Annotated in this window: 20 protein-coding genes; 10 read left to right on the top strand and 10 right to left on the bottom strand. The window is 41.5% G+C overall.

The window, feature by feature from the left end; translation table 11 throughout:
- Positions 1-42 precede the first annotated feature (42 nt).
- The gene (locus UABAM_RS03470) at positions 43-3249 is read right to left on the bottom strand and encodes an amidohydrolase family protein (RefSeq protein WP_151966609.1); all 3207 of its coding nucleotides are present in this window, start codon (positions 3247-3249) and stop codon (positions 43-45) included.
- A 150-nt stretch (positions 3250-3399) separates the two neighbouring features.
- On the opposite strand from UABAM_RS03470, the gene UABAM_RS03465 reads away from it, so the two are divergent.
- From UABAM_RS03465 to UABAM_RS03455, 3 genes are read left to right on the top strand one after another with little or no spacing between them, the layout of a single operon-like run.
- The gene (locus UABAM_RS03465; protein WP_173013113.1) at positions 3400-5895 is read left to right on the top strand and encodes a serine/threonine-protein kinase; all 2496 of its coding nucleotides are present in this window, start codon (positions 3400-3402) and stop codon (positions 5893-5895) included.
- Between the two features lie 14 nt (positions 5896-5909).
- Complete coding sequence (locus UABAM_RS03460; RefSeq protein WP_151966607.1) at positions 5910-7433, top strand: cryptochrome/photolyase family protein; 1524 nt, start codon at positions 5910-5912, stop codon at positions 7431-7433.
- Positions 7430-7582: a DUF2256 domain-containing protein gene (locus tag UABAM_RS03455; protein ID WP_151966606.1), complete on the top strand. Its 153-nt coding sequence runs from the start codon at positions 7430-7432 to the stop codon at positions 7580-7582. The genes UABAM_RS03460 and UABAM_RS03455 overlap by 4 nt, the downstream gene beginning before the upstream one ends.
- A gap of 226 nt (positions 7583-7808) precedes the next feature.
- Here the strand turns inward: UABAM_RS03455 and UABAM_RS03450 are convergent, their stop codons facing one another.
- Positions 7809-10034: a serine/threonine-protein kinase gene (locus UABAM_RS03450; protein WP_151966605.1), complete on the bottom strand. Its 2226-nt coding sequence runs from the start codon at positions 10032-10034 to the stop codon at positions 7809-7811.
- A 331-nt stretch (positions 10035-10365) separates the two neighbouring features.
- Between UABAM_RS03450 and UABAM_RS03445 the strand changes: the two genes are divergently transcribed.
- Positions 10366-13152 carry a hypothetical protein gene (locus tag UABAM_RS03445; RefSeq protein ID WP_151966604.1) on the top strand — a complete coding sequence of 929 codons (2787 nt, stop codon included), beginning with the start codon at positions 10366-10368 and terminating at the stop codon, positions 13150-13152.
- 112 nt (positions 13153-13264) lie between these two features.
- On the opposite strand, the gene UABAM_RS03440 is transcribed toward UABAM_RS03445, so the two are convergent.
- A complete protein-coding gene (locus UABAM_RS03440) occupies positions 13265-14080 on the bottom strand; it encodes a hypothetical protein (RefSeq protein ID WP_151966603.1) in 816 nt (271 codons plus the stop codon).
- A 287-nt stretch (positions 14081-14367) separates the two neighbouring features.
- On the opposite strand from UABAM_RS03440, the gene UABAM_RS03435 reads away from it, so the two are divergent.
- Genes UABAM_RS03435 through UABAM_RS03420 form a run of 4 tightly spaced genes read left to right on the top strand, consistent with a single transcriptional unit; the run spans position 14368 to position 17608 of the window.
- Complete coding sequence (locus tag UABAM_RS03435; RefSeq protein WP_173013112.1) at positions 14368-14586, top strand: RNA polymerase sigma factor; 219 nt, start codon at positions 14368-14370, stop codon at positions 14584-14586.
- Complete coding sequence (locus UABAM_RS03430; protein WP_151966601.1) at positions 14583-15149, top strand: anti-sigma factor family protein; 567 nt, start codon at positions 14583-14585, stop codon at positions 15147-15149. Before UABAM_RS03435 ends, UABAM_RS03430 begins: the two co-directional genes overlap by 4 nt.
- The gene (locus UABAM_RS03425; protein ID WP_151966600.1) at positions 15146-16504 is read left to right on the top strand and encodes a hypothetical protein; all 1359 of its coding nucleotides are present in this window, start codon (positions 15146-15148) and stop codon (positions 16502-16504) included. The genes UABAM_RS03430 and UABAM_RS03425 overlap by 4 nt, the downstream gene beginning before the upstream one ends.
- A 27-nt stretch (positions 16505-16531) precedes the next feature.
- Positions 16532-17608 carry a serine/threonine protein kinase gene (locus UABAM_RS03420; protein WP_151966599.1) on the top strand — a complete coding sequence of 359 codons (1077 nt, stop codon included), beginning with the start codon at positions 16532-16534 and terminating at the stop codon, positions 17606-17608.
- An 8-nt stretch (positions 17609-17616) separates the two neighbouring features.
- On the opposite strand, the gene UABAM_RS03415 is transcribed toward UABAM_RS03420, so the two are convergent.
- The 5 genes from UABAM_RS03415 to UABAM_RS03395 all read right to left on the bottom strand — a co-directional run bounded on the left by UABAM_RS03415 (position 17617) and on the right by UABAM_RS03395 (position 22756).
- On the bottom strand, positions 17617-18657 hold the full coding sequence (locus UABAM_RS03415) for an MFS transporter (RefSeq protein ID WP_151966598.1): 1041 nt from the start codon (positions 18655-18657) through the stop codon (positions 17617-17619).
- Positions 18657-19301 (bottom strand): hypothetical protein, encoded by a 645-nt coding sequence (locus tag UABAM_RS03410; RefSeq protein WP_151966597.1) that lies wholly within the window; start codon positions 19299-19301, stop codon positions 18657-18659. The genes UABAM_RS03415 and UABAM_RS03410 overlap by 1 nt, the downstream gene beginning before the upstream one ends.
- An 11-nt stretch (positions 19302-19312) precedes the next feature.
- Positions 19313-19639: a hypothetical protein gene (locus UABAM_RS03405; protein WP_151966596.1), complete on the bottom strand. Its 327-nt coding sequence runs from the start codon at positions 19637-19639 to the stop codon at positions 19313-19315.
- A gap of 261 nt (positions 19640-19900) precedes the next feature.
- A complete protein-coding gene (locus UABAM_RS03400; RefSeq protein ID WP_151966595.1) occupies positions 19901-22189 on the bottom strand; it encodes a TerB family tellurite resistance protein in 2289 nt (762 codons plus the stop codon).
- Between the two features lie 93 nt (positions 22190-22282).
- Complete coding sequence (locus UABAM_RS03395; RefSeq protein ID WP_173013111.1) at positions 22283-22756, bottom strand: CBS domain-containing protein; 474 nt, start codon at positions 22754-22756, stop codon at positions 22283-22285.
- 248 nt (positions 22757-23004) lie between these two features.
- Between UABAM_RS03395 and UABAM_RS03390 the strand changes: the two genes are divergently transcribed.
- Both UABAM_RS03390 and UABAM_RS03385 read left to right on the top strand, forming a co-directional pair.
- Positions 23005-24045 carry an RNA ligase (ATP) gene (locus tag UABAM_RS03390; protein WP_151966593.1) on the top strand — a complete coding sequence of 347 codons (1041 nt, stop codon included), beginning with the start codon at positions 23005-23007 and terminating at the stop codon, positions 24043-24045.
- 5 nt (positions 24046-24050) lie between these two features.
- A complete protein-coding gene (locus UABAM_RS03385) occupies positions 24051-24800 on the top strand; it encodes a dimethylarginine dimethylaminohydrolase family protein (protein ID WP_151966592.1) in 750 nt (249 codons plus the stop codon).
- Positions 24801-24892: 92 nt separating this feature from the next.
- On the opposite strand, the gene UABAM_RS03380 is transcribed toward UABAM_RS03385, so the two are convergent.
- Both UABAM_RS03380 and UABAM_RS03375 read right to left on the bottom strand, forming a co-directional pair.
- On the bottom strand, positions 24893-25666 hold the full coding sequence (locus UABAM_RS03380; RefSeq protein WP_173013110.1) for a leucine-rich repeat domain-containing protein: 774 nt from the start codon (positions 25664-25666) through the stop codon (positions 24893-24895).
- A gap of 220 nt (positions 25667-25886) precedes the next feature.
- A complete protein-coding gene (locus UABAM_RS03375) occupies positions 25887-26843 on the bottom strand; it encodes a HEAT repeat domain-containing protein (protein ID WP_151966590.1) in 957 nt (318 codons plus the stop codon).
- Positions 26844-26857 lie beyond the last annotated feature (14 nt).

Raw genomic sequence — 26857 nt, 5'->3', positions numbered from 1 at the left:
GTATCCCACTTTTTGGGGATACACCTCACAATAATTTTCTGTCTACTGATTACAACTACATCTTCCCGGCATAAAGCCATTGGCTTCTCCATACCAAGAAAAAGCGCTACTGCTGCGACTGTGTTCCCAGAAGAACTTGTGTCGTGGGCGGTCGTAGTTGCCAATTTCGTTCATGGTGTCACAATCGTATAGGCGTCCATTGACCATGGTAAAGCGTACGCTTTCGCTGTGATAGATATTTTCCAATGGATTTTTGTCCAACACGATTAAGTCGGCAATTTTTCCTACTTCCAAAGAACCAATTTCTTTGTCCATACCAATGTACTCTGCTCCCATAAGAGTCGCGGACCTTAGAGCTTCCATTTCGCTAAAGCCCCCTTGGTGCAACATCCACATTTCCCAATGTGAACCAAGGCCTTGCAATTGTCCGTGAGCACCTAATTGTACATTCGATCCGCCATCGAGAATTGCTTTGCATGCTTTGGCGTTTTCGATATGCCCAAAGTCATCATCGGGAATCATCATACGTCTTCGTGAGCGGCTATCGATAATAGAGCGTGGGGTAAAAGAAAGCAGACGCTTCTTTTCCCACACTTTGGTTTTTTGGTACCAATAATTCTCACCCCATATTCCGCCATAACCCACAATCAAAGTAGGGGTATAACCGGTTGTACTATTTCCCCAAAATTTAATGACATCTTCATACACAGGAGCGATAGGCAAACAGTGCTCAACACCGGTGTGTCCGTCCATTACCATGCTTAGGTTGTGGCAATAAAAAGATCCCCCTTCGGGATATACCATCATTTCGAGCTCTCTCGCTGCGGCAATAACTTGCTGGCGTTGATTGCGTCGCGGTTGGTTGTAACTTTTTACCGAAAAAGCGCCCACGGCTTTCATTCTTTTCAAATGCATGCGTGCATCATCCAGACTATTGATGACCGCTTTGAAGTCACCTTCCGCTCCGTAAAGTATGGTTCCCGTAGAATAAATACGTGGTCCCACCATATATCCCGCCTTGACCATTTCCGATTGCGCAAACACCATTCTTGTACTGGTGGAAGGGTCGTGAGTTGCGGTCACTCCATATGCGAGAGAAGCATAGTACGACCATTGCTGCTGCGGAGAAATTCCGGTATAGCTGTTGCCGAGATGTGCGTGGACATCAATAATTCCCGGCATAATTGTCTTGCCTTCGACATTGATAATTTTTGCCTTAGAAGGAATACTTACGCTGTCACTTTTGCCAATGGCTACGATGCGATTTTTGTCAACGAGTAGTGTTCCATGAGCAATGACTTCGTTATTGCGCATAGTAATAATACGCGCGCCAACAAAGGCAATCATACCTTCGGGAGTGTCTGTGGTAATATCGAGCCCCAGTTGTGAACCGACCTCTTCTTTTGGCAATTTTTTCTCGCCCGTCAAACACTCTTTTATGCTACGAGAGAAGTAACTCTCTCCCATTGTCCAGTGAACACCCTTTTGCGACCAATGTAGATAGTCACCTGCGTCACTTGAGAGTTTGTAGAGTGGAATGGACTTAGTTCCCGCAGCAAGATCAATCGTTGTTCCAGTACGCGGGAACGCAGCCACATACGCTTTAAAAAGTTCGGTAAACGCCACCCATTTGTTGTTAGGGCTCACCACAAAACTCGTTGCGTATTGCGAGGTAAAGTGCGTCCGCGCGTCACGTCCGTACAAATCGCAACTTTTCAACGCTTTTTTACGTCCTTCACGGCTGTGAAAAAAAATACGTTTGTCATCTTTGTTAAAGCACGGTTTGCTACCCTGAGTCACCAAATGATGTTTTTTGCCATCTGTCCAAAAAATACCGCGCTTTTTGCCGTGAACAAAACCGAGAATATAGTCTCCTCCCCCGCGTTGGTAAACGATTTTTTTCCCATCGTTTGAAAAAGACGGAGAATGGTAGTATCCGGGCTCTATTGTAATTTTTTGCGCTATTTTTTCTTGTAGAGAAAATACTTGAATACTTCCTTTTTGTGCGTCACTCCATGTCGTATAGACAATCTTTTTACCACTCGTATCAAAACGTGGAGAAAATTCCCAGTGGTCTTTTTGCTGTGTCATGCGTTGCGGTTTGCCATCGGGAAGGTTTTTCACCCAGATATATCCTGCGGCAAAAAATGCCACTTTGCTGCCATCTGGCGAAGTATGCGCGTCGCGAATCATTTTCGCGCGAAACTTATTCGGACTGACTTTTTGTGCAAACTTAACACCGCGTGCAATCGTCTGCTTCACATTAATTTCAAACGGAATCTGTTGTGCTTTTAAAGTATACACGTTAATGCGCCACAATTTGCCTTTTGCCCAAATGACAACACTTTTGCCATCCGACGTCCAATTGTAATTGGGATATACGCCAAATGTCGCCCATGTTTCTTGCTGGTCTTTGCTTAAATGCTCGTAAATCGGCCATTCTTCCCCTGTTGTCAAATCGTGTAAAAATAGAACACTTTTGGTGCGCACGCGACGCACAAACGCCAATAGCTTACCATCAGGTGATATTTGCGGTCGTACAGCGCCTCCTGGTCCGGTAATGATATTTTCAATTTTGCCATCTTCCAAACTCACACGGCGTATCATGTAAATTTGCTTATTGGGGTCTTTATTATACTGAAACGTACTACCCCCACTCATGTCCTCGCTAAAATACAAATATTTATTGTCGGGAGATAAACAAGGTTCGCCAACATCTTGTTGATCATTTTTGCGCTTTGTCAGACGTACACCACTACCGCCATTTGTATGATATAGCCACATTTCCCCTGCACCAAGTGAACGCGTACTGGTAAAGTGTTTTTTGGTGATAATGTAATCGCCATCGCGGCACCAAACGGCATTATTGCACAGCCGGAAATTTTCTTTGGTGATCTGGCGCTTGTCGCTACCATCGCGATTCATCATCCAAATATTGTCTCCCCCAGCACGATCACTCGTAAACAGAATTCGTTTTCCATCGGGACTATATCGCGGATGGCCTTCGTAAGCGAGACCGCCTGAAATCAACTTTGCTTTGCCGCCTTCCATGGGCAAAGAGTAAATATCTCCAAGTAAATCGAAGACGATTTCCTTGCCGTCGGGATGAACGTCTACATTCATCCATGTTCCAGAAGTAACCGTAAAGGAAACATTTTCATGTGGTCCTCTTACTTCCGTAACGTCCCAAGTTTTGTCTTGGGCCATCAAAAAACTACATAGTAATAGACAATAAAATATTTTTTTCATAAAAAAGACCTCCAGAGTAAAGTAAATTTTTTCTTATTCTACCTACGAACAATAGTAAAGAAAAGAAACTTTTGATTCATTTGCATTGTTGATATAATGTGTAAAAAAATACAACCCGTGTCAGGGATAATTTTTGAGGGAAAATGCAAGATGTCCATACAACGAAGAAATCAATTAGTGGCCCAGTGTATCAAAATGCTAGGCCTCAACATTTCCATACCTATGGACTCACTACAAGGTCTTCAGGGCGACCTTCTGTTATATCTACAACAACAAAAAGCGATTAATCCGCAACAAACAGAAGCACTGCACTATTTCATCGCTTACTACTGTTTATTGAAAGCAATGAAGCAGTCAGGAAGCACAAGTGACGTTCATATTGAAAATTTGATGAAAGTTCGCACCACAAATCTCTCTAGAGGAGATTGTAGTATTTCATTAAATTATTTGGAAAAAAGACTCATTGACCAAAGTGTTGCTGAATCTTTGGCAACCACTCTACACCAAAGCGGTGTGCTGAATAACCACGAAACCAATATCATCCGCAACTGGACCGCGCAGTTGAGCAAAACCACTGAAATGAAAATGCTAAAAACCATTGGTCAGTATGAAGTAAAAGAACTCATTGGTTCTGGAGGGATGGGACAAGTATATAAGGCTCATCACCCTATTTTGAACACGACCATCGCCATAAAAGTTTTACTACAGTTGGGTGATGCTTCCGAAAAGGCCAAAAAGCGATTCTTTTCCGAAGCGCGGATGATGGCGCAACTGACACACCCCAACATTGTCAAAATACACGATGTGGGTACACACAACAAAACGTCCTACATTGTCATGGATTTTATCGATGGTCATTCTCTAAAAGAATTGCTAAAAGACGGAAAGATTTCTGCACGTAAAGCTTGCGAAATGATGATAGAAGTCACGAAAGCCGTCGAGTATGCCCACAAAAATAAAATCATACACCGTGACTTAAAACCTGGAAATTTAATGATCGAGGACAAAACCAAAAAAATATATCTTATGGACTTTGGTTTGGCAAAAGATCTTGATTCCGATAATGACCTAACACGTTCTGGCCAACTTTTGGGAACCCCAAAATACATGTCACCGGAACAAGCAGAAGGTAAAGCGCGTAGAGTAAACCATCTAAGTGACATTTACGCACTTGGTGTGATCTTTTATGAAATGCTTTCGGGAGTCTGTCCGATCCAAGGAACGACCCAATCCAAAATTATGTATAACATCACCCATGGTAATGTAAAACCTATTCAGACCTACAAAAAAAATATCTCTCCCAAATTAGAGGCCATCTGCCTAAAAGCGATGGCAAAAAATCCCGATAAGCGTTACCCTTCGGCAAGAATGATGGGTGACGACATTGAAAACTTTCTCAAAGGCAAAGCCACATCTGCACGAACAATTCGCATCTCCAATCACTTTGAGAAAAACAAAAAAAATTATACCTCCACGATTGTATTGGCAATCGTTGTGATAACGAGTGTGTTTTTTGGAATATACATCGGTAAAGATGGGCAGCAAAGTGCCAATACCACAAACCAACTCGTCGAGAACACCAAAAATACAGCAAATCCCAAAAAAGTTGACAAGATCGAGAAAAAGCAAACGCCAAAAAACCAACAACAGACAAATGAAACTGTGGAAAAAGTCGAAAATTCCAATAAAAATATAGAAAAACCAAAAGTTTCTGGCTCGTGGAAACAGGAAAAATTCAAGACGCACAATGTCAGTATTGAGATCGACAGTTCCTGGGAGAAACAAGCCTTCTTCGACCAGCCGATGCATACAAAGCATTATTATAAATTAGATAGCAATGCTGCGGGAATTATTTTCTTTTTGTCTAGAACACTCAACAAAAACATGCAAGAGTGCATGACAACTTTTGAAAATAGCTCTTGGCCACGCAGTAAAGGGTACAAAATAGAAAAGCTCAAAACCCAACCATATACGATAAATGATATTAAAGGTCAGAAAGTACAATACAATGTCAATTCACCTTCCGGTATTAAAATGACCCTGGATGCGTTTTATCATTTTGAAGAATCACAACGACGACTGTATGCCATAGGCATTTTAAAACGCAAAGGCATGGCCTTGAGAAAAAAAAATGCGGCAGGCTTACACAAAGCATTCCATTCCCTAAAACGCATCAAGGCCGAGCCACGACCTAAAAAAATCGTTATTCAACATTCGGACTTTAATATTTTGTACAACATCGACAAAACCTGGCTTCACCAAAAAATAAGCCGCAAGCCGGTAAAAATACTTTTTCTATATGCAAGAATGGCCGGTGTACAAGTAGAACTAAGACGTGTGGCGAAAAACAGCAATTTAGACGTGTTGGCCGAAGAGTTAGAGAAGAAACACCTAGAAGAGCTACATGACCATAAATTGGTAAAAACTGGCAAAGCCAAAGTCAACGGTTTTCGCACCAAAACCTTCGTATACGCTATGCGCTATAAAAAGGGTGGAAAACCAATATTTGGCTGTAATTTTTACGCTTTAGACAACGGAGATCTTATTTCGATGTACGTATTTTGTTTGGTCAAGGACAGGGATCGTGCCATCGAGCATCTAATGAAGCCTATAAGAACTCTCCGTAGAGATAACCAAGAGAAATAGAAAGCGAGTTATAAATGGTAACCTTGCGTTTACTACTAGGAGATCAGCTGACACATACCATTTCCAGTTTACAAGATATTGATATAGACAAAGATGTGATACTCATGTGCGAAGTTGTGGAAGAAGCTTCGTATGTCAAACATCACCAAAAAAAAATTGCCTTTCTGTTTTCCGCAATGCGCCACTTTGCACAGGAACTACGCGACAAGGGCTACAATATGGCTTATGTGAAGTTGGATGACAAAAAAAATACCCAATCCTTCGGTAGTGAAGTCCAAAGAGCGATTGCCGAATACCAAGCCACGAAAGTAGTGGTAACATTCCCGGGAGAATACCGCGTTCTTCAAGAAATGAAAGAATGGCAAAAACGTTACTCCACTCCTGTCGAAATTCGCGAAGACGATCGTTTTCTGGCATCTCCACAAGAGTTTGCCGATTGGGCAAAAGGGCGCAAGCAATTGCGTATGGAGTATTTCTATCGCGAAATGCGCAAAAAATACTCCATTTTAATGGACCGCGACAAACCACTCGGAAGCAAGTGGAACTACGACGCCGAAAATCGCAAACCACCCAAAAGCGGTTTACATGTTCCACAACCGTACCGCGTAAAGTGCGATAAAATCACCCAAGAAGTTTTCAAGCTGGTGGAGAAAAAGTTCTCTCACCATTTTGGAGATCTAAAACCTTTTCACTACGCCGTCACCCGCGAACAAGCACTGGGCGCTTTGGAGCACTTTATTGAAGAACGTTTGGTGCTCTTTGGCGATTACCAAGACGCCATGATCGAAGGTGAACCATGGATGTATCACTCGCACATTGGTCTATATCTAAATTGCGGTCTTTTGACTCCTTTAGAGTGTGTAAAACGCGTGGAGGAGGTATATCACCAAAAAAATCTTCCACTCAATGCCGTGGAGGGCTTTATAAGACAAATCATCGGGTGGCGCGAATACATTCGTGGAATTTACTGGCTAAAAATGCCAGAGTACAAACAGCAAAATTTTCTCGACGCCCAGCGCAAACTGCCTAGCTTTTTTTGGGACGCTGATACCGACATGAATTGCTTAAAGCAGTGTGTCAGCGAAACCAAGGAGAATGCCTATGCGCATCACATCCAACGCTTGATGGTTTTGGGGAATTTTGCTCTCGTTGCCGGAATACACCCCGATGAGGTCAACGAGTGGTATCTCATCGTCTATGCAGACGCCTACGAATGGGTAGAGTTACCCAATGTTTCGGGAATGATTCTCTTTGCTGACGGTGGATACCTCGCCAGTAAGCCGTACGCGGCAAGTGGTGCGTATATCAACAAAATGTCAAACTATTGCAAAAATTGTCGCTTTAAGGTCAGTAAAAAAAATGGCGAAGATGCCTGTCCTTTTAATTACCTTTACTGGGATTTTCTCATGCGTAACCAAGACAAACTACAAAAAAACCACCGTGTCGCGGTGATGTATCGCACCTTAGCACGCATGAAACCAGAACGCCTCGAAGAGATTACCACAGACGCACAGCGTTTTTTGGACAGCCTGTCGTGAAAAAGAAACGCGATCTACCACAAAAAATTTGCGTGGTGTGTAAAAAACCGTTTGCGTGGCGCAAAAAGTGGCAAAAAGTGTGGGATGAAGTAAAATACTGCTCAGAAAGATGCCGTCGTAATCGAAATAAAGCTGAGACGAACAGTTAAGTATAGAAATATGCTAGTAGTTGGTGCCCCACAGGGGGAATTCTTTTAAAATAAAGCTTTTACATTCAAGTGTTGCACCGAATTTTCATGACCGTGACGGTCACGATTTTCATAATTCACATCAACGTAAATCTTTTTTTTAAAAGCTTTATAATAAAACCTACCTTTATCCCCTGTGGGGGCATTGCACACCAATGTCGTTTATCTATTACGATTAGTATATTTCCTACCGGCGTTTATCTCTAATCCGTCGAAAAAACTCTTTCATCGCTTGTTGTTGTGGAGAAAGGCTACTATTACTTGGAATGTCCTCAAAATATTCTTCTTCGGTCGCTAGTTTCTCCAGCGACAACGCTTTGACATAACTCGTTCGGGCCAAATCGTACTTTTCTAACATATAGTAACTAATCGCACGATTGTAATACGCGTCGCCAAACTCCTCCAACTCGATACTTTGTCGTGCTACGCCTAGCGCGTCGTCGTACATACCTTGGTGATTAAAAATTTCCCCCTTGGTATCTAATGCTGCTCGCGTAACACGTATTTTCAACGCGTTATTTACATGTTTTTTCGCGACCTCAAATTGACCTAACTTGGCATACGAATATGCTTTGGTATTGTGCATAGTAACGTCCTGTGGTTCTTTTTCGAGCACTCTGTTTATATCCTCGATCGTCTTCGCGTATTGCTTTTTCTCCGAATAACAAGCACTTCTGTTGCGGTAGACACTCACGTCCTTGTAACCAAACGCGACGGCCAAAGAATAATGGCGGATGGCCTCATCATAGTCTTGTAAACGATATTGAGTAACCCCCATCGAAAAATGAGCTTGCGGACCATGTTTTACTTTAAGAGCATTGTTGAAACTTTTTGCGGCCTCGGAGTATTTTTTTTTGCCTAAATGAATGCGACCGATGCTTAACCATGCACTGTAAAACATTGGTTTCGATTTTACGGCTTTTTCAAGATACACCAAAGCCTGATCGTATTTGCGGTTATTCTTATATCCTGTGCCTTTGTTGTATAGTGCCATCGATTCAAAGGGGTCTAGTTCGAGAACTTTGTTGGTATTTCTGCTGGCTAAGTCCCAATTTCTTTTTTGATAGTAAATCAAACTGCGCTCTAAATATGCACGTGTATAAGAAGGGTCTATGGCAACGACTTTGTCAAACTCTTTGAGCGCTAAATCTGGCTCACCGGCATTGCGATACTCGATTGCCTTAGCGAAAACGGCGAACAGCTGTTCTTTTTGCGATTTCCCAGGAATATTTTTCGCGAAGTTGCGGTTATTACTTAGCGCTTGGTACTTGCGCTGTAGCGCGTCGTAAGAACTCCAAAAAATAAAAGACACCATTCCCAAAATCAAGGCAAATACCAACAGAATAATGGTGTTGCCTTTCAACCACGAAGTTACTTTCTTGTACTGCTGCGATTTACCGCGCTCGACTTTTTCACCGCGCAAAAACTTTTGTAAATCTTTTCCCATTTCCGCAGCACTTTGATAGCGATCGTTTTTTGCCTTCGCCATCGATTTTTGACAAATGGCGTCAAGACTTTTTGCCACCATGTGTTTGATGTTACTCGGAGGGACAATTTCTTTTTCTAATATTTGCTGCGAAACTTGTGGTATGGAGTTTCCGGTGAAAGGTGGTCTTCCGGTAAGAAGAGTGTACAAAACAGCCCCCAGTGAATAGACATCGCTACGCGCATCAATAGAAGCGATACGCCCCTGTACTTGTTCAGGCGACATGTAGTAAATGGTACCGATAATAGCGCCACTCATCGAAAGTTTTTGACTCGCATCTTGAACTTTTGCCAGCCCAAAATCCATGACCTTGGGTTCGTCGTCTTCCAACATAATGTTCGCTGGTTTTAAGTCACGATGAATTACCGACTGTTCATGAGCATAGTGAATCGCATCGCATACTTTAATCATCAACTGCACAACCTTGCGTATCGAAAGCGATGCTTCGCCCTTCATCACTTCGTCTAGAGAGTGTCCTGTCACAAAGTCCATGGTAAAGTAATACATATTTCGTTCTTGGCCCACGTCGTACAAACGCACAATATTTGGATGCTGTAAACGAGCTATCGTTTTCGCCTCGCGTAAAAAGCGCTTATTGTTTTCTTCATTGCTATGGAGTAGAATTTTCATCGCCACCACGATGTCGGTGATCGTATCGCGTGCTTTATATATAACGCCCATACCACCACGTCCCACCTCTTCGATGATTTCATAGCGTCCCACTTTTTGCGTGTTGCGCTCCACAAGCCGATTTTGTATTTGCGTTACCTGCTGAGAATTTAAAAAACCATTTTCGACTAAAAGAGTGGATAAACTTTTATGCGGCGCACTTTTTTGTAAATTCATACAGTAAGTGAGCATTTGCGAATTGATCATATTGTTGCTTAAAGCCAATTGGCCAAATTTCGTATCTGTTTCTTTCATCATAGGTTTCCATAAAACGTCGCAAAATAAAAATATGATAACATAAATATAAACTTTTCCGAAAAAAGAAAATAGCTAACCAACAACTCTCAACGTTCCACGAGTCAAATAAATCCTAACAATACGCGTTTATATATGTATACGGACACATTATTGAAATGCCAAAATTTGCTGCGCGTTTCGCAGCAAATGATGAGTTCTCTGCAAAAAATATACGACAACCTAATTTTTGGTTGTTTTCTTTGCCAAAAAGAGATAGTGTTTCATGGTAGTAACAACAAAAAATGACGTCGCAGTAACAGAGAAACCATCATGCTAAAAGTGAGGAAACGCAATGAAGCACCTTATCACACTATTCTTGGTATTCATATTTTTCAACGAGGGAAAAGCGCAAAATTCTTTTCCTGTGTATCCCCAAAGTCAGCAAATACAAGAACAATCATTTCCCATCCCAAACTTTGCACAGGTCACTCTTATCAATAAAGAGGACTGTACGCAAATTTACAATTGGTACAATGCACAACTAAAAAATAAAGGTTGGAAAATAATACAGCAACAACCAACCACAGGTAAACAAAAACGGTGGGGGATTGTTGCGAAATATGAAAAAGTTACCGCGACTATTCGCGGAAATTGGCAACATAGAGATAAACATTCGCGTTTCAAAATATCCATAATAGGGCCTGGCATACACCAAAAAATATTTTCACAAGTTCCACAGCACAAGCCGAAAGTAGTCGAGAAAAAACCACACAATACCACCCCTGCAAACCCACAAGACGAAAAAGAAGATTTGGAGGACATAAATAAAACTTTGCAAAAACTTTTCGGGAAAAAAATCCCCTTTATCGACAGATTACCCAAAACGGAAAAGGAGCAGCGGGAATTTGAGCAATTGATGGATAAAATGGGAGAAGCTCTAGACAAGGGCGAGAAAATGGACCCCAAAGCCATATCGAAAGTTTTGCAAAGATTGCTAGGTAAAAAGGTGCCCATTCCACAACTCAACCCACAGGACATGCAAGCACTAACAAAAACCCCGCCCAACAAATTTCAAAGTGCGATGACGGAATTTCCTCATGAAGTCGAACCATTATTACAAGCGCTCGAAAATTTTTGCCTTAAGTCCGATTCCGTCAGCATCAATCGTGTACTATACCAAGCCATGCGTTGTCGTCACTATAACCGTCGCTTGGATAAAGAAGCGAAAAAATGGGCCAAAAAGAATATGGGCAGCGCTGCCTCGGTTTTTGCCATGAGTGCTCAGCTAGACATGAGTATTGGTATCGCCGTTACCGGTGTCGAACGTATCAAAGAAAATCTAGAGTTGTTGTCTGTTGTAAAACCACAAATATGCGAATTAGTACAGCAAATACGCAACAAACAAATGCCGCTCATCACAGCGACAATGAAATCCACTTCACAACTCATCGAAGTCGCTAAACGCAAAGAACAAGACGGCGGACCTGATACTCCCATCAAGAAAGTAATTCTGCAAAAATCACGGCAACATTACCAACCCAAAACCACTTTAACCGTCACCAAGCACTGGACACCAACGAAAGAATATTGGGCGCAAATTCTGCCCAAAACTTGGATTGCATTGCGCTGCTGGAATATGGGATGCCCTGATCGCTGTATTTCCCAGGATTACTGCTTGGCATTTCAGGACAAAGAGCATTGCGCGCGTACCAATGGCGTTCGCGGCAAAGACAACATCGAAAATCGTATGGCCGCATTGAGTGATCCTATGACCCTATATGGCCTCACATCGTTAACTGTCGAAGTAGGAGACCCTCAACAACTGCAACAAGGGGGCTATGTACGTTTTTGGATCAACGGTGATTTTTTGATGGATATCGCTCTCGACCAACAAACGCGTCCCTTTGTTCCTGCACAAAATATTCAAGATCTTGGTAAGGATGGTGGAGTCAATATATTTGATGGCTTTGCAAATAATATCGAACAAACATATGGCAGTGACGCCGCGGAATACTATAAAACTTCTGCTCGTTACCCTCGCGCAGTGTCAGAAAGTAGTGGTGGTGAATTTAATGGCTATGTCCTATTTGTTCCGGTAGGCGTTGGTGGCGTGGACGACGACAACGCGAGTCTAGTCGTTATTCCCTATGTTGGTCAGGTAGCGTCTTTACTAAAGCGTATTGTCTCAATTGCGCGCAACAATCATCCCGCTCTAGAGCGTCCACATAAAGTGAGCATCCAAGCCGTCGTCGGAGGGCATCAAAGTCAAGTTCACGAATTTACCATACCTTCGGTATTTCAACAATTGAGCGAAAGTGCTGGTACTTGGGACGCTTGGCCTGGAGGTGACCCCCAGGAATGGAAATTTAACGCGGTCCTTGGTTCTCCTCCGGAACCGAAATGTCCTGCAAAAATGGACATTAAAAAAGCCGCAAATAAGATGTTGGAAGACTCGAAAAAGCTGGCCAAAGCATACCAATGGTTGATATACAAATACTGGCTCGAAAAAATACGCGATTTGGGTATCAAAAAACTCATGGAAAAGTTCACCGGTGGTAGTTTAAAGTCGTATCAAAAACTTGTGAATGGTACCAAAGGAAAGTATGTAGGTTTTCAACATTACAGCAAAAAAGGTTTCAATAAACTTACCGATTTCATTTTTGAAAACTTAGACACCACCGCTGCGGAATGGGCAAATCAAAATATACAGGACTCAATACAACAAGCCGCGACCGAACAATTTGATGCCAAAATAGGCAAAAAATTTTGGCAAGAGGCCGAACAACGTCGCCGTCGCTATATCATCACCAAAGACCTAACATGTCGTAGTTTGCGCATCTCCGCAATACGTCGTTTGCAATACCATCGTTGGAGGATTATGGTTGCTGGAGAAACAGCTTTACAGCTGCAAGAAAAGTGGGGCGATTTAGACAGTATCATCGGCGCTCCTACCTCTTTTATCGGTACAATAGGAGGTCCACTCGCCCAAAAAATGATGTTACCGGTGACTAGTTTTCAATACAGTGGAGCAGCTACCTTGTTATTGTCTAACTTAAATGCCATTAGAGAAATAGACCGGCATTTGAACGCGATCAACAATATCTTGGGATATCCACATTCATATCGTTGGCGCGAGTAATACAATCCCGAACCTAATCCTGATCCCGTTCCCAAAAATTGAGCAATCTTTTTGTTATTGTGAATTTATAAAATAACTTTGTTCTCTTACGGGAACGAGATCGGGATCTGGATTATTTCTTTCGCAGTTTGAGAATAGTAAACAAACCAAAAATGGCAAATACAAAATAGGTGGCTGGTTCAGGAACCGCTGGTGGCTCGGGGGCACCTCCTCCTACCGTTGGTAAAGTTGTCGAAGACTGACTACCTAACGTATTTTCTGGAAAAAATTGATCTCCTGCATTCGTGACATTTATAAGCCCTGGTGTGGGCAAATTAAAACTACCCGTCGCAACACTATTGGCATCGCCAAAGAAAATATCATCGATAGAATGTAAATCACCGCCGACACTATAGTCTATAGACTTAATAAGAGATCCACCGTTGGCATCGACTCCAATAAAACCGTTGATAGCGTTTGTTCCGGGTGCTCCATTACCCACAGGCGGTAATACTCCATTTGCGGTGAGCTCGGCAACAGGTAAGTCTAGGGTGGTGTTATCGACAAAAGTAACGACAATGTTTCCCGCAGGGCCTGTGAGACCTCCGAGAAAAAAACCCACGGCATCCACTGGGTTTGCGGCAAAATTCATATTGAAAACAATGGCACCTCCCGCAATGTGTCCAACTCCGCTTACTGGACCACCATCCAGTCCTTGAAAAGGAGAACCGGGATTTATCGAACCTTGCGATAGACTAAAAGTTGCTCCTGTGGATGCGATCGCGGTATTAATTCCCGCAGTGGTATTTTGTCCAGAGCCTGCCTCAAAATCAATATGCGAATGTTGCGTATTATCGAAGGCAAGAGTGTCTAGTATAATAATAGGTTGCGCGTTTATGAACGTCACTAAAAATAGTAGTGCGCAACAATTTTTAAGGAATGGTATCATAAAACCTCCCTTGCATAATAGGAATATAAAAATGTTTGTAGTTTTCGCGTGAAAAACTTTACAAAATGTGCATTACTTGGTTAAATCATTAAAGTGAATTCTACTATTTTTGCACGTTAGTAAGAGAGATGCATTACAAGAAATGAAAGTCCCTATTTTCAAAGCCTTCGCCACGAAAAAGCACTTTGTGAAATAGACATTCCGCTGTAAGCATTTGTCAATAAATAAGATAAAAAAAATAACGGTTTATTGTAAAATTTGATAAACCAACGCGAGAAAGCAAAGGCGTGAACAAAAGGCTATTAGAGGTTTTACAAAAACAACCGAAACAACAAAGAATCGCTTTTATTCTTTGTGAAGTAGGGGGTTTCACCTATAAAGAAATTGCACAAGAAATGAATATTAGTGTCGGTGCTGTCGGCAGATACATCTCAAATGTACGCCAAGAACTTTTTCAAGTGGCACAGCGAGAAAACATTGATTTTGAACTGAGGATTTCGCTATGAGTCGACCTTGCGATTACGAAATGATTTCGCGTGCGATCGATAACGAACTGTCAGCAGCGGAGAAACAGGAATTAGAAAAGCACTTAAATTCGTGTTCGCAGTGTCGAAATTACTACGCGGCATGTCGTCGCACAAGTCAAGAAGTTCGCAACTCGATCTTTGGCGATGGGAATACACAAAAAATTTTGGCCGATTTAGAACTTCCCACAGCCATGATTAAGGCTATTGCCGCCAAACAAAAACTCCGTGAAAATGTTACAACAATTTCTCGTGATAGTTTACCTGCCGCAGCAGGTTCCACCGCTAGATTTATTGGTATTCCGAGTGAAGTGTTACAAGAAAATGGCTACCCCACCCACACGGCAATTGTCGCTGAAAAAAGACGAAATGGTTACATTGTGTACCTTCAATCAAATATAACAATGACTTTGAGAGCAACTTTTCTTCGTGACGATAAAGAATTGTACAAAATAGAGATAAACAATCACATCCCACACGACAACAATCTGATATTTGTCGATATTGAAGGGTGGACACACCTTCAATTAGAAAGATTGTCATGAAAACAAGATATCGGATAGGATATCCCTATGCCAATCCTTCACCTGAAAAACTACGCGACGTTGTTGTTGTTCTTGAGCCCAATAATTATGCAGGATACCGCGAAGTACGCGATAGCAATCACAATATCTACGTCTTGCCGTCCTCCGATCCTGGACCGCCTATTTTAAACTTGTGTCACCACGGAGTATCAGGAACCATCATCGAGCAAAATGATCATAGTAAAACAAGTATTGCGCAAAATGGTCGCATAAACGGCGCGGGCGTATCTATGCAGTTGGCATTGGTCTTGGCCGCTTTTGCACAGTATGAACACAACAAAGCACAAAACTTACCATTGGTACTTTTGAGCGCCGCGATCGCTAAGCCCATTGGAGCGCCACCATTTCTCGACGCAACAATTAAGACCTACTGCGATGCAAATGAGGTGGAAGAAGACATAATAAAAAAATATAACGCTGCGAAGATGGCAAAGGCCGTGGCATTAGTTTTACCTACGAGGGATGCGCATATTCTATCGCAAAAGTTACAGCAAAAAGTGAACGATATAACTATTTTTCGGCAACAGTTATCCAATGAAAAACCATGTATTGTTGCTGCCGACGACGTATCTTTGCCACAACTAGCTGCGCATCTTGGTATCTGTAAATTCCACTACACTTCTTCTAAGAAACGCACTTCTCTTTCCAGAAAACTTGTGCAAAGTTTGCTCATCACTTTCGCAGCGACATGTCTTTTTTGGTGGCCATGGGTCTCCCCAAAAGACCTAAAAATTCACGATGAAAACTTCAATGCCGCAAACTACCAAGTGACTTATTTTGCAAATAGTAGTCAGATAGATCGCTTTCCTCAACACGCGAACGCCCAACTTGTCCCCAATAGTAACCAACGTAAGCTGTATATATCGCTGAAGGTCAAACAAGGAGACATTAACGCCGCTGTTTTTTTCGCACAACCATATCAGCCAACAAAACACGGTGCACTTTATGCGCTAACATTTAAAGCCACGGCTCTATGCAATCAAGCAACAGTAGGAAATGACATGGACCACAACGGACGCTTGTATTTTTATTTTGCCCTTGAACAAGACGGAAAAATATACATCACCAACAAAGCGCATGAGTTATTGCTCAATGATTTCCGTATTTGTGAAGAAACTGCCACTCAAAATAATTTTAAAGAATTTGCCAACTCTTATCTGCACACAAACGAAAGTGTCCAGCCAGATTTTTCTGCTAGTGGCTCCCAAATCAAATATGGATTCATTTTCTTTGGCGGCACAAAAAGTACCGCTTACATCGGAACTTGCGGGTATGTGGAGAAGTGGTCTGTGACTATCAAAAGAAGTAAATCGTAAAAAATATTATGTGTAAGGAAGGAATAAATGAGCGAACAACAAGAAAACTCCCCTGAGCAAAAAGCCAAACAAAATACGAAAAAAGACATCTTTGCGCAAAATATCGAACCATCCAATCAACAACAGGACTTATACTATAGCAAATTTGACACATTGCCAATAACTCAGGATAGCAAAAGCAATCATTTGACCTCACCATCCACAAGTAATTCCACCTCACACGATAAAATCGCTGATCGCTTTCAACAGCTTGCGAACAGATCACATAGTAGTAAGCAATACAACCGCAACTCTCAAAAAGAGATATGGATAGAAGGCAAGTACAAAGTCATCAAAAAAAGAGAAACTTCCGACGACTCTATCTACTATGAAGTGTGCGATTCACACAACAACAAAGCCATTTTAGAGTTCATGCACCGCCTGAACGAAAAAGAACAACACAAAACTCATCAACGCATAGCCCAGATCATGGCACTTAGCCATGGCAATATTCAGAATATACTAGATCACGGTATGTATAAAAGTAATATTTTTATCGTTCGCGACTACATAGAAGAAAAACGTCAACTCCAACACATAACATCGCCACCAATAGATATCAGCATCGGTATCGTAATACAGATATTAACTGCCCTAGAGCATCTTCATTCATACAATTATGTTCATCTCAGCTTAAATCCATCCACAATTTACGTTTGTAATAACAATATAAAAATACAAATGGTCTTACCGAAACGACTACGAAATCCGGTAGACTTCCATAAAATGAACTCTGAATATGTACATGCTTACTATATCCCGTTAGAACAAATACAAAAAAGTAAAAGCGCCACCAGCTTAGCGGATATCTACGCTACAGGAGCTATTTTATTTTACCTACTGGCGGGTAGGGCTCCTTTCGTAGAAATAAAAAAAACTTTAGACAGATTATTCTACGCCAAGCTCAAAGATCATTATCAGCGTTTACCTGAAATACGTTCCGATTTACCACAAAATATTGTCGCGGTTGTGGAAAAAGCGATGGGACACAAACTTCATGACCGTTATCAAAGTGCTATGGAAATGAAGGAAGATTTACAAAATTGCTTAGCAATGGATGGGTAAAGCGGTGATTATTTGCGAATTTCTTTGCGAATATTTGCGGGATGCCACAAGATCACTAGCATCGCCATTGTAAGAGCAACAATACATAGCGGAGAAGACATTTCCTGACTCCAACCAAGATAATAAGGTATACTTCCGAGAACGATCGCCAAACCAAAAGTTAAACCAGCACATAAGGCGGGATATTTTGGAATATATTGTGCAATCATCACCACCAACACCGGCGTTGTTGATTGCAATAATCCCACACCAATCAGTAAATATATTTGATGATATCTCTCGATCGTTAGTAATATAGCGGCAGAAGTTGCTGCAAAATACACCCAATTTTTCCACCCCACATAGTCGGCAACAATGCCTCCGATGAGTTTGCCAATACCAGCAGCAATAGCCATGAATAGTATGGTGTGTACTTCCCCAGCATACAAAGATTGCATAGTTAGCCATATCGCAGAGCGCAATGCAATTGCCGTAATAATAGCTAACATGATAATGTCATGGCCATCAAGAAAAGACTCGCGAGGTTTTATAGACTTTTCATGGTGGCTTTGTTGTTGTGGAAAAAAGCACACCAACACAATCAACAATGCTGCAAGAGTTACGCATACAGTAGTGATTTCATATGCATAAATCGCCAAAAATCCACCGATCCCAAGGCCCAATACACCTGGAGCCGCAAAAATCCCTGGGCCCAGGGCCTTTTTTTTGGTAAAGGTTATCGCCATTCCCCCTCCACCAACGTGAAAAAAAGATGAGCCAATACCTGCAACAATGACACTGTACAAGTGTACATTTCGCATAAGTAAAGATGCGGCAATGCATAGCAAACCAAATACGGTTGCCCATTTGTAAATTTTAAGGTAATCGGTTACCCAGCCCGCTGCAGGTTGCAATAAAAAGCCACAGATGTTGTAGATGAGAACCAAACGCGCAATTTCCATCAAATCCATCTCGTATGGCAAACTAGCCAGTAGCCAGCCTGCCATACAATCCGCAATTCCATGTGCGACACCTAAAATACTTACAAAAACAACTTCTTGTCTGTTCATTATGTTTTACGTCTAAAAACGACCAATATTACTCCCATAAGTGCAAGAATGGGTATACCTAAATAGTAAAATTCCTTTTGCTCAAATGTAGACGCTTGTTCATCACCACTAGATTTCTTGTCCTTTTTTTCATAGTCAATAACCTTGTGCTTGTTGTTTTTGTAAACGTATATTTTTTTGCTGTGAACGACTTCAAAAATTTGTGTTTTCTTTTTTTGCTGAAGACGATATACATCAACGATTCTTTGCGTTGGATCAGAGGAACGTACTACCTGCTTTGACGAAAAATTCAGCGATATAACCTCACAATTTGCAGAGGATATGGTTTTATCAGTGTCCATATCGTTATCCGCAACCATTTTCGCAAACGCTTTGTTATCGTAGGCGTCTTTTTTGAAAACGAGGACCTGTGTACGGCAAAAACGCCCTGATGACACAAAAGAGTCCTTGGTCAATACGCGATGCTCAAACATAGGACGTCCGCGCGAAACATTTACCGGGTATGCGACGAAAACATTATTAGAATACTTCTCGCATCCCTGCAAATTGAAAACATGCTCAATTCTCTTCGTATTGGGAATAATAACATCGGAAAACACAAAAGTGGTCGATAGCAATACCACGAAAAAATATAGGTATCTCATAATTTTTTCTCCTAGTGAAAGAATAGGCCCACAGTTGCCGTTGCGAAGTTCGCAACAACAGATAAGTACAAAGCAAAAAGGTGGCTTCGCTGTAACAACAAACGCCACAAAAACATTTCAACAACAATGACGCTAAATTCTAGTAGTAAAAACGCCGAAACTTGTTCCCAGTTGTGAATGATGAACTCCGTATACAAATAGTTGGCAAGAGGCTGTGTTAAACAATTGACCAGTACGCAATACAACAAAAGTCTTTTTAAGGTAATGTTCTTTACCAAGATGCACACAATCAAAAACTCGGCAGTGATGGTGAACAGTAATGAAATGATGTCGCTCAATTTTATGCTTCTTTATGTTATTGTTTCTATACGTTGTCGTTTCCGCGTAAGCGGGAATGACATGAACTCACTTTTTAAGTCAATAGTGTTAAGGTCAGGGTCACGGTCACGGTCAGGGTCAGGGTCAGGGTCAGGGTCACGGTCAGGGTCAGGGTCACGGTCAGGGCCACGGTGACGGCTACGGTTACGGCTACGATTACGATTATGGCTACGGTTACGGCTACGGTTACGATTACGGCTACGATTACGATTTAAATGGATTTAGCTACTGCTCTGTTCAAACATAATCTTTTCGCGTTGGTGATACAAAACAATGAGATTTTTCAGCTGCTGTTGTTCTTCTGCGTTTACCTGAGTAAATTTCGAAATATTCAGCAGCAACTCCATCACATCCTTACCGGTCTTTTGCTCAATATCTTGTTTGCCGTATACGTCAATCGCACATGGTATACTCGGTAAATCTACGGGGTGCTTAAGTGGAAGCCCCCAACTATCGGCTAGGTCAATTAACAAAAAGATAATCACCTTGGCTTTCTCCCAGTTTTTTTGATTCGCGTAAGATAAGGCACATAAAATACATGCGCTGTTGAAGTTATTCTTGCGCAACACGTAGAGAAGGCTGTCTAAATAGCCACTAATTTTATCGAACTGTCCTAAATGATATAAACAGACATAGTGGTTCATTTGCGCAATATAATTATTGACGGTAATATTTTTTGCCTGCAAGCACAAATCTGCGGCGGCTTGCCAATTTTTGGGGGTGCTACTTTGTATTTTATACGCTTCCACAACATACTGCGTATAGCGATGACTGCGTTCGAGACTTTTTTGTAGCGAATCTTGCAATGCTTGAAACTCGGCGTAGCTTTTGTAGAGGTTTGTTATATATCCCACCTGCTGTTGATAGAAATATGCAGTGTCAAATTCCGCAGAAATCGTCAAGTAGGCGAGAGACGTATCTATATCATGCTCCGCTTTGGCAATCCATGGGTCCAGTAGTTGCATGGCCATCGCAAAATTTCCAGAGTACGCGAATATATAAGCGAGTAGTACATGATAAGAAGGTTGATTTGGCTCTATATCTATTGCATTTGTGGCGAAATGTTTGGCGGCATCTAGTTGTTGTAGAAACATCAAACAACGCGCTTTGTTGATGAGTGCGTGTGTGTGATGACGATTTTGACTTAAAATGCTGTTGTAGATTTTTAAAGCCTGTTGATAGTCTTTATTGTTAAAACACGTAGACGCTTCGGCAACCAATTCTTCAAAGTACGCTGCATTTTTTACAGAATAGCGGCAAGGTTGAATTTTAATGAGAGCCCCTTGGGTTTGGTGAAACGCGGCATATAAATAATGAATACCTGCGGTGCGCAACGCCTCCCCCCCTTGAATCGTCTGTTGCAAACATTGCTTACACTCTTCACTATCGACGGGGAACTCACAAATTCCCGCTGTGGACAAAATCAGATTGCTGACATCGTTTCTCAACGTAAACATAAAATATTGCTTGTTTTTCTCTACGTAGTTATCTAGGGTATACGTCGCATTGTTGATCACTATTTTTTTTCCCACCATACTCTCAGGTGTTTTGTGCTTTTCGTAGTCGAAATATAGGCTCAAGTTATCGACATTCTTTGCACAGTAAACGCAAGTTTGCTGTGCTGCGGGAAGACCCAATTTTATGTAGAACTGATTGTTACACGATGTACAAAGCTGTGTCACTAGTTGACTGGAGGGATTTAACAGCGTAACTGTTTTGGCCGTTTTATGACTGAGGGGATAAACATGCTGACATTTCTTGCATTTCTTTTTTTTGCCAACGGGTTTAAAACTGTGCTTTAAATTCGTTGGGTGTTGACAATTGGGACACATAAAAACAATGGATGTTACATCAATATCAAAATATTGCTGGACGATACGGTTGGCATTTTCTACAGGGATTTGCAAAATGTTTACCAAATTGTAAATCATTTGCTGCTCTTGTAACTGAAATTCCCCATCAGCACTCGCTATTTCCATCGCCGCTTGTAAAACTTTGATTTTTCCCTGAAGATTTAGTTTAGGATAAACATCTTTTAAATAATCTTTTAGAGTTTTTTGTTCCTTTGCCATTTGCTCACCAGACAATTTTATATGCTCTTTGGTGAGATATTGATTGGTGAATTGCTTGTACACAGCCGCAATTTGTTCTAGTTCTCCGTCATCAATGACTCCGTCCGCCATCATAATGAGCAACATGACGTTTTTTATGGCTTCTATATACTCGGCCTGCTCTGCATCCATCGTATTGACAGCAGGAGAACTATCTTTTTGTGCTTTTCTTTCTAGAGCTTTTGACTTGCGCAATACGGTCTTTTTGAACGTTCCCTTACAGTACAAACATTCCACATAAGAGCCCAAGCGATTTAACGGTATAATGGGAATAAAATACAAGGTAAAGTATTTTTTTACCTCAATAATTCGGTAAGATCTTTTCTTTGTGCAACTGGGACACGAAAAATTTCCCCGAGAAAGAGTCCTCTCCACACCTTTTGTACCATATATGATCATAATTTTGCCTTTGTCGATTTATCCTAAATTTTCCTACTATTTTAAGCGCAAAGGCTTTATTTTACAAGACGTAAATCGCAAAATTGCTCATTGTTACGACACTTCTTCTCTAGCGACAATCCCCACCATATCCATTGCCGAAACAATACCAACAACGTTATCATTTTTTGTTACCAATAAACGGTGAACCGCTGCGTCCAACATAATTTTTGCTGCTTTAGTGACCGATTCCTCTTCATCAACGCATACCATCATCGGCGTCATAATTTGCCCAACGGTCGTATTTTCTTTGAACTCAATATCTAAATTAAATATTTCCTTTTGCGACAGATCGTGGTAAAAGAAATTTTTATCGATATTTGCTTCTTCACAATAGATATCTACACACTTCTGACTGTACTCGATCAAGTCTCGTAGCGAAACAACTCCCGCAAGCCTTTCGTTTGCATCTACAACAATTAAACCAGTTAGATGGTAATTTGCAAAAATGTTACTCAACTCGCGTAGTGTCATATGTGCATTCACAACTACAATCTCTGTTTGCATAATATCTTTGACTTGTAACATGGTTATCTCCTGAATTGTATTTATTATTTTCATTGGCGATCAACGCGTAAAACATAGAACATACTCATTGCAAAAACCGCACCAATTAACATTGTTAATTCATGTTTGCGGCATTGATTTAATACGGCGTAGAAGTAAATTTATTCATTGTCCTACAAAAAAATTGTCAAACACCGACGAGCTGGTACAAGTATATGTTAGCTAGAACCTTGACATAAAATATTCTCTTTTCTTATTGTGAGAAAAAAATGCGAAAATTATGTAGCGTACAGCAAGTAGTCGACATCAGCCCTATTGAAAAAGCTGATAAAATTGAGCAAATTCAAGTTCTCGGTTGGACATTGGTCGCCAAAAAGGGTGAATTCCAAAAGGGTGACCTATGCGTGTACTTCGAAATCGACAGTTTATTACCAGATTTACCGATGTTCCAATTCATCAAACGTTCCGAAAAACCTTCGGCTTTACGTTTGCGCACCGTAAAACTACGCGGCGTGATTTCGCAAGGTTTGGCAATGCCAACGGACATTCTCAACGAGTTTGATGTAGACACCGCGAACCTACACGTTGGTCAGGATTTAACAGAGGTGATTGGTGTCAAAAAATACGAACCACCGCAAAGAGGTCAACAAAGCCGTAAACTTTTGCCATTTCCTTACTACGTGCGTAAAACCGATGAAATACGCATTCAGTCACAACCACAACTAATAGAAGAGTTTGTTGGTAAGGACTGCTACATTGCGATTAAGTTAGATGGGTGCTCTGCTACATACAGTTTAAAAGACGGAGAATTCCATGTGTGTTCACGCAATTACGCACTAGGCGAACCGTTAAACCCCAATATTTCGGCAGAAAACGACTACTACTCGCAAATAGCCGAAAAGTACACCTTAGAAGAAAAACTAAAATCACAGGGGAATTTTGCCATCCAAGGAGAAATTTGTGGACCTCGTGTACAAAAAAACCGACTAGAACTCTCAGAACTAAGCTTTTTTGTGTTCAATGTGTGGGACATAGATAAACAAGAGTATTTGGCATTTGATGACTTTATCGAATTCTGCAAACGCATAGATTTACCAACGGTTCCCATTTTAGAAAGCCATTTTCATTTCGACGAAACCGTTACCGCAGAATCGTTGTTAAAAATGGCCGAAGGAAAATACGCAAATACCAAAAACGAACGCGAAGGAATTGTCGTTCGTCCACGGCAAGAAACACAAAGTGAAATTCTAGGTGGACGTCTATCGTGCAAGGCAATATCCAATAAGTTTTTACTCAAAGGCGGCGATTAAATTCCATGTACAAATATGCCCTTACCCGCAAACCCGGGGAAAATTTCCACAGCGGACAAACAGAAGCGCAGTTAGGCGCCCCACAACAAAGTCTTGTGCTGCAACAACATCAAACTTACTGCGAGGCTTTGCGGAAATGTAACATCGACGTGCAAATACTAGAAGCACACCAAGACTACCCCGACGCGCCATTTGTGGAAGACACCGCCGTTGTCACCGAGAATTTGGCGATCATAACGCGCCTGGGCGCCAAATCCCGGCAAGGAGAGGAACAAAGCATTCGTGAGCAACTTTCGCAACACAAACGCATTGAAGTGATCGACAGCGGTACGATAGAAGGCGGCGATGTAATGCGTATAGACAATCACTTTTTCATCGGAATTTCGCGCCGCACAAACGAAGAGGGCGCAAAACAGCTTGGGGATATTCTACGTAAGCAAGGCTACACTTGGGAAATGGTACCTGTCCCGACACAACTGCATTTGAAAACGGGTGTGACCTATATCGGCGAAGGTATTTTAGTGATGACGCAAGAATTCGCCAACTCACCGGCGTTTTCTAAGTACGACAAGATCGTTGTCACAGATAGTGAAACTTACGCGGCGAATTGCCTATGGATTAACAACACGGTTATTATGCCCAAGGACTTTCCGTTAACAAAAGCGCAATTGTCTGGGCGCGATGTGATAGAACTAGACATGAGCGAATTTCGCAAAATGGACGGTGGCCTTACTTGTTTGTCGTTATTGTGGTGATGGGTTTGGGTTTGACGAAAATTTTTTGTTTTGGTGTGCGATGCCCCCACATCGGTGCTTCGCACACCAAAACAAAAACTTTTACAAAACGTCTACTTGTTGTGTAAACCATCAAAACGCAGCGTGCTCTTCGGCAACCACAATGACAGTTCATCTTGGTGTTGTTGACTGATTGGGTTCCCTTCTAAAAAAAGCACTTTAAGCTTTGAAAGGTTCCCTATTTCTTTCGGTAGTTTTGCTATTTTGTTGTATCCCATATTTAGAGTTATAAGATTTGACAAATTGCCCATTTCTTTTGGTACTTGAGTTATTTTATTGTTATGTAGGTGTAGGGTTGTAAGATTTGACAAATCGCCCATTTCTTTGGGTATGCTACGCAAAACTTCATTATGACCGACAACCATGCGTTTGAGTTTTTTTAGCATCCCAATTTCTTTTGGTATCTCTTCGATTAGAGTTCCTAAAATATTTAAGTATTCTAGATTTTGTAGGTACTTTATGTCAGGAGGTAAACAGTCAAGTTTTTTTGTCTTTGATTGAAGTTGATCGATAAATATCATTTGAATGGCTTTGAATTTTTTGCAATTGCTCAGAATGACTTGTATTTCATGTTCATCAACATACGCGGAGGTGGAAACTTCGAGAGTTAAAAAATTCCATTTCATAAATGTTCCATAGAAGTTTACATTGCTACTGTTAACAACACCGTAACAATGCGGAAAAGAATATACGCATATTTCATAGTCTTTACCAAAACGCTTCATGGTATCACTACGTAGTTTGAAATAGCATGCCGTGACAACCACTAAGAATATAGATACGAGCATAAACAAAGCGATCAATAACCAACGTATTGTTTTTCTCATAGCTTTATCTCCAAACATAAACTTCCACAAGGCTCGCACACCAACGTCGTCTTTTCCTGCACGCATCAGATGTGTTAGGCTCCCCCTGTGGGAGCGATTGCTCCCACGCAGCGATGTGGGGGCATCGCACACCAGAACAAAAACTTTTATAAAGTCGCCCCTACAACGCACTGCGCGATAGGTTGATTATTTTTTATGCATTCACAGAATCATGGTGTTTTCAATAATCTAGGTACTCTTTACCTAGTTCCTTGAGTTCGTCTCTTTCTCTTTGTGTCATTTCATAAATGCGGCGTATACTTGCCTGGCTGATGTCAAAATTTCCCAGGGCGCGGATTACGGCTCTTTTTGTCGACATGTCGGTTTCGTTGGGGTAGGCTTTTACTAGCGCTTTTACTGCCTTGCCGTGTAAAGCATCATATTCTACAGCGCTGTAGCTGGCAACGATCTCAATAAGGCGTATGCGTAACGCGTTGTCATTTTTGCGGTTGTTGAGAATTTTTATAAATAGAGGAAACCCTTTTTCGCGGTCGAGTTTATAGATGGCTTCTACATATTCCCTTTGTACGCCTGCGTATTTTTCGCGCGCACAACCTTTGATAAGTAATTTGACATGATCGGTGGCGTTCAAGGCTTGAAATGTTTGAATGGCGCGTATGCGCACGCTTTGGTACTTGTCAGTGAGTGCTGCGGAAACGGCTTTGATGTGATCTGCGTTGCCGATGGTGGCAAAGGCCTGCACAATGCTTTCGCGAACTTGATACGAGTCGCGCGTAGAGCGTAGTCCTTTTTTTAGCACATTGACGATTTTCTTGACTCTTTTTTGTGCTTTCGTGTCTTCGGTACTGTCATCGTCTCTTGCCATTACCGCTAGTGAATTTGTGGCTTCAATCTTTACTTGTCGCGATTCTCTTCGCGATAGTAAGGTATTGCCAATGATTCCCATTGCTTTGTCGCGTTGTTCCCCTCGCCATCGTCCGAGTACTTTCATGTACGCAATTTTCTCAATGGTATTCATTTTCTGATAATGTTGATAGAGAATGATAAAATTTTCTTTGGTGTGCAGTGAACCTATGGAGGCAATTGCCCTAGCGCGCACTTCCACATTTCGCGACTTTAGGCCACTTCCGTCCGCCATCACTAAGGTCAAGGTGCATAAAAATAACAAGAAACGCATACGTACCTCTCTTT

This window comes from Candidatus Uabimicrobium amorphum (assembly GCF_009002475.1).
Classification (GTDB): Bacteria; Planctomycetota; Uabimicrobiia; order Uabimicrobiales; family Uabimicrobiaceae; genus Uabimicrobium; species Uabimicrobium amorphum.
This window is presented reverse-complemented; position numbering and strand designations above follow the sequence as displayed.

What these genes read in the sequence shown, in the direction of transcription:
- UABAM_RS03380 (WP_173013110.1), bottom strand. Translation starts at nt 25,666, where the DNA reads ATGAGAAAAACAATACGTTGGTTATTGATCGCTTTGTTTATGCTCGTA.
- UABAM_RS03445 (WP_151966604.1), top strand. Translation starts at nt 10,366, where the DNA reads ATGAAGCACCTTATCACACTATTCTTGGTATTCATATTTTTCAACGAG.
- UABAM_RS03420 (WP_151966599.1), top strand. Translation starts at nt 16,532, where the DNA reads ATGAGCGAACAACAAGAAAACTCCCCTGAGCAAAAAGCCAAACAAAAT.
- UABAM_RS03430 (WP_151966601.1), top strand. Translation starts at nt 14,583, where the DNA reads ATGAGTCGACCTTGCGATTACGAAATGATTTCGCGTGCGATCGATAAC.
- UABAM_RS03385 (WP_151966592.1), top strand. Translation starts at nt 24,051, where the DNA reads ATGTACAAATATGCCCTTACCCGCAAACCCGGGGAAAATTTCCACAGC.
- UABAM_RS03410 (WP_151966597.1), bottom strand. Translation starts at nt 19,301, where the DNA reads ATGAGATACCTATATTTTTTCGTGGTATTGCTATCGACCACTTTTGTG.
- UABAM_RS03425 (WP_151966600.1), top strand. Translation starts at nt 15,146, where the DNA reads ATGAAAACAAGATATCGGATAGGATATCCCTATGCCAATCCTTCACCT.
- UABAM_RS03400 (WP_151966595.1), bottom strand. Translation starts at nt 22,189, where the DNA reads ATGATCATATATGGTACAAAAGGTGTGGAGAGGACTCTTTCTCGGGGA.
- UABAM_RS03450 (WP_151966605.1), bottom strand. Translation starts at nt 10,034, where the DNA reads ATGATGAAAGAAACAGATACGAAATTTGGCCAATTGGCTTTAAGCAAC.
- UABAM_RS03375 (WP_151966590.1), bottom strand. Translation starts at nt 26,843, where the DNA reads ATGCGTTTCTTGTTATTTTTATGCACCTTGACCTTAGTGATGGCGGAC.
- UABAM_RS03415 (WP_151966598.1), bottom strand. Translation starts at nt 18,657, where the DNA reads ATGAACAGACAAGAAGTTGTTTTTGTAAGTATTTTAGGTGTCGCACAT.
- UABAM_RS03465 (WP_173013113.1), top strand. Translation starts at nt 3,400, where the DNA reads ATGTCCATACAACGAAGAAATCAATTAGTGGCCCAGTGTATCAAAATG.
- UABAM_RS03440 (WP_151966603.1), bottom strand. Translation starts at nt 14,080, where the DNA reads ATGATACCATTCCTTAAAAATTGTTGCGCACTACTATTTTTAGTGACG.
- UABAM_RS03390 (WP_151966593.1), top strand. Translation starts at nt 23,005, where the DNA reads ATGCGAAAATTATGTAGCGTACAGCAAGTAGTCGACATCAGCCCTATT.
- UABAM_RS03395 (WP_173013111.1), bottom strand. Translation starts at nt 22,756, where the DNA reads ATGTTACAAGTCAAAGATATTATGCAAACAGAGATTGTAGTTGTGAAT.
- UABAM_RS03460 (WP_151966607.1), top strand. Translation starts at nt 5,910, where the DNA reads ATGGTAACCTTGCGTTTACTACTAGGAGATCAGCTGACACATACCATT.
- UABAM_RS03470 (WP_151966609.1), bottom strand. Translation starts at nt 3,249, where the DNA reads ATGAAAAAAATATTTTATTGTCTATTACTATGTAGTTTTTTGATGGCC.